Source organism: Mycobacterium sp. (genome assembly GCF_032159775.1).
In the GTDB taxonomy this organism is placed as follows: domain Bacteria; phylum Actinomycetota; class Actinomycetes; order Mycobacteriales; family Mycobacteriaceae; genus Mycobacterium.
In genome coordinates this window covers 1-2,735 of the sequence record NZ_JAVHWK010000158.1, presented here as the reverse complement: position 1 = coordinate 2,735, position 2,735 = coordinate 1, and the positions used below count along the sequence as shown (strand labels likewise).

The window sequence follows — 2,735 nt, the reverse complement described above, 5'->3', positions numbered from 1 at the left end:
AGCTGGGGTACCTCCCAGCTCGCGGCACCGCGGGTCAGGCCTGCTTGAGCGCTTCGATCTCGAGGGTGATGGCGACCTTGTCGCCCACGACGGCGCCGCCGGACTCCAGCGGCATGTCGATGTCGATACCGAAGTCCTTGCGGTTGAGCACGACCGATGCGGTGAAGCCGGCAACCTCGCCATGGCCCATGCCGGGGTTGGTCCCGTTGAACTCGAGGTCAAGGCTGACCGGCTTGGTGATGCCCTTGAGTGTGAATTCGCCGTCGAGGACGTACTTGTCTCCGCTCTGACGTACAGCGGTCGAAGCGAACGTCGCCGTCGGATAGTTCTCGGTATCGAAGTACTCGGCGGACTTCAAGTGGGCGTCGCGCTGCTCGTTGCTGGTGTCGATGGAGTCGATTGCGATCTCGGCAGTCACGGAAGGGCTGCCGTCCTCGCCGACAACGACCGCACCGGAGAACGTGTTGAAATGCCCTCGCACCTTGCTCACCAGCAAGTGGCGCACGGAGAACGCGATGGATGAGTGAATCGCGTCTATTGCCCAAGTGCCCGCCTTCGGCTGGGTGGTCACGGTGGCAGCGGTCATGTGAGTCTCCTCGAGGTTTGGCGTCGGCCTCTCCGACACCCACAGGAGTAAGCGGACCCTAGTCCGCTTCTATTCCCCACCGCCCCAGACTGCTCGTGCGCCCGCGTCGCCGATGAGCACGACGCCGACGGTTGCCCACCCGCCAACCACGATCGCGAGCACGGCTGCGATCACCGCGAAAACCCGCTTGGGCTCCGACGATCTTGACTCGATCCGGTGCTGAACCGCCTGAACGACGGCGACCACCAGCAGTCCGATCGCGAAGTAGATCGCCCATTCGGCGCGTTGCTCGTGCGTTTCCAGGATTGCGGAGTGTGCGGGCGACTGGTTGTAGAGCCACTCACCGGCAGACACGGTCAGCGGCGTCAGCACCATGACCCCCACAGCAAGCGCGAGGTTCAGCCATACGAGTCGGCGCCGCGCGGCTGGCCAGAGGCCGCAGATTATTTCGAGACCGGCGAGCAGCGGTGCGAGCACCACGATCGTGTGGTTGAGCAGGGCATGGGCCGGTAGGCCGAATAACGTCGTCAAGGCGCTCCTGTGCTGGGGATGGCGTCAATTCACTTCCGTTATACGTTGCGAGCCTGACACCTGGTTCACCGTCGCGCACAGATTCCCGTCGGCCAGCCGCGATTCGGTCAGGCGGCGATCGGCGCGTACGTCGTGGAGCGCTGACGGGCGGGTCGGCCGATACCCTCGGCGATCGCCGTCAGCTCCTCGACGGACTTGGCCGAGCCGAATTCCGAGCCGGCCATTCGGGAGATGGTCTCCTCCATCAACGTGCCGCCGAGGTCGTTGGCGCCGCCGTTGAGCATCACCTGTGTGCGCTCCACGCCGAGCTTCACCCAGCTTGTCTGGATATGAGAGATTCTGCCGTGCAGCATGATTCGGGCCAGCGCATGCACTGCGCGGTTGTCGCGATGCGTCGGGCCAGGGCGCGCGCCGCCCGCCAGATACAGCGGCGAGGACTGATGCACGAACGGCAGCGGGACGAATTCCGTGAAACCGCCGGTCCCGTCCTGAATGTCGCGCAGTACGCGCAGATGCCCGACCCAGTGCTTAGGCGTGTCGACATGGCCGTACATCATCGTCGAACTCGACCGCAGACCGACTTCGTGGGCAGTGGTGACGACCTCGATCCACATCGACGTGGGCAACTTGCCCTTCGTCAAGACCCACCGGACCTCGTCGTCGAGGATCTCGGCGGCGGTGCCGGGGATGGTGTCGAGTCCGGCTTCACGCAGGCTGATCAACCACTCGCGGATGGACAGACCGCTCTTGGTGACGCCGTTGGAGATTTCCATCGGCGAGAACGCGTGCACGTGCATCGACGGCACCCTGTGCTTCACCGCGCGCACCAGGTCGGCGTAGCCCGTGACCGGCAGCTCGGGGTCGATACCGCCCTGCATGCAGACCTCTGTCGCACCCGCGACATGGGCCTCCCAGGCGCGGTCGGCCACCTCTGACGAGGACAGCGAGTAGGCGTCGGCGTCGCCTTTGCGTTGGGCGAACGCGCAGAACCGGCAGCCGGTGTAGCAGATGTTGGTGAAGTTGATGTTGCGGTTCACGACGAATGTGACGTCCTCGCCGACCGTGTCGCGGCGCAGCGAATCTGCCAGCGCAGCAACGGCTTCCAACGCCGGCCCGTCAGCGGTGGCCAGCGCAAGATACTCGTCGTCGGTGCAGTTGGCTGGGTCGCGCTCGGCCGACCGGAGGGCTGCGGCGACGTCGGTGTCGAGCCGCTCGGGGACGCGGGCCGCCAACTCCCCCACCTTCTCGCGGATGGACTCCCAATCACCGAAGGCGGAGTCCAGATCGCTGCGGGTGGTGGTCAGCCGGCCCTCGGAATCGATCGCCTCATGCAGATCGATGCGGCCCAGCGACTCGGACGCTTCGTCGGGTTCCTGCCACGGGCGACCAACCGGGTTGACGTCTTTCGCATACCCGGTGTCGGGATCGGCCAGGGCGGCGACATGACCCTGCACGCGCGGATCGATCCACGCGGCGCCGGCCTGAACATAAGGCGGCTGGGCGGTCAACCGCTGCACGAGGTCGTAACCCGCCTCTGCGGTGACTGCGGCGAGTTCGTCCAACGCCGGCCACGGCCGTTCGGGGTTGACGTGATCCGGCGTCAGCGGCGATACGCCGC

Annotated in this window: 3 protein-coding genes; all 3 read right to left on the bottom strand. The window is 65.8% G+C overall.

The window, feature by feature from the left end; all coding sequences use genetic code 11:
- Nucleotides 1-34 precede the first annotated feature (34 nt).
- Complete coding sequence (locus tag QOJ24_RS21670; RefSeq protein ID WP_526265001.1) at nt 35-586, bottom strand: YceI family protein; 552 nt, start codon at nt 584-586, stop codon at nt 35-37.
- A 69-nt stretch (nt 587-655) separates the two neighbouring features.
- Nucleotides 656-1,117 (bottom strand): hypothetical protein, encoded by a 462-nt coding sequence (locus QOJ24_RS21665; protein WP_526264999.1) that lies wholly within the window; start codon nt 1,115-1,117, stop codon nt 656-658.
- Between the two features lie 107 nt (nt 1,118-1,224).
- The coding region (gene cofH / locus QOJ24_RS21660; RefSeq protein ID WP_526264997.1) for a 5-amino-6-(D-ribitylamino)uracil--L-tyrosine 4-hydroxyphenyl transferase CofH at nt 1,225-2,735 on the bottom strand (1,511 nt) is incomplete at its 5' end.

Bases quoted from the DNA above. Each gene is read 5' to 3' on its own strand.
- QOJ24_RS21670 (WP_526265001.1), bottom strand. From the start codon at position 586: ATGACCGCTGCCACCGTGACCACCCAGCCGAAGGCGGGCACTTGGGCA.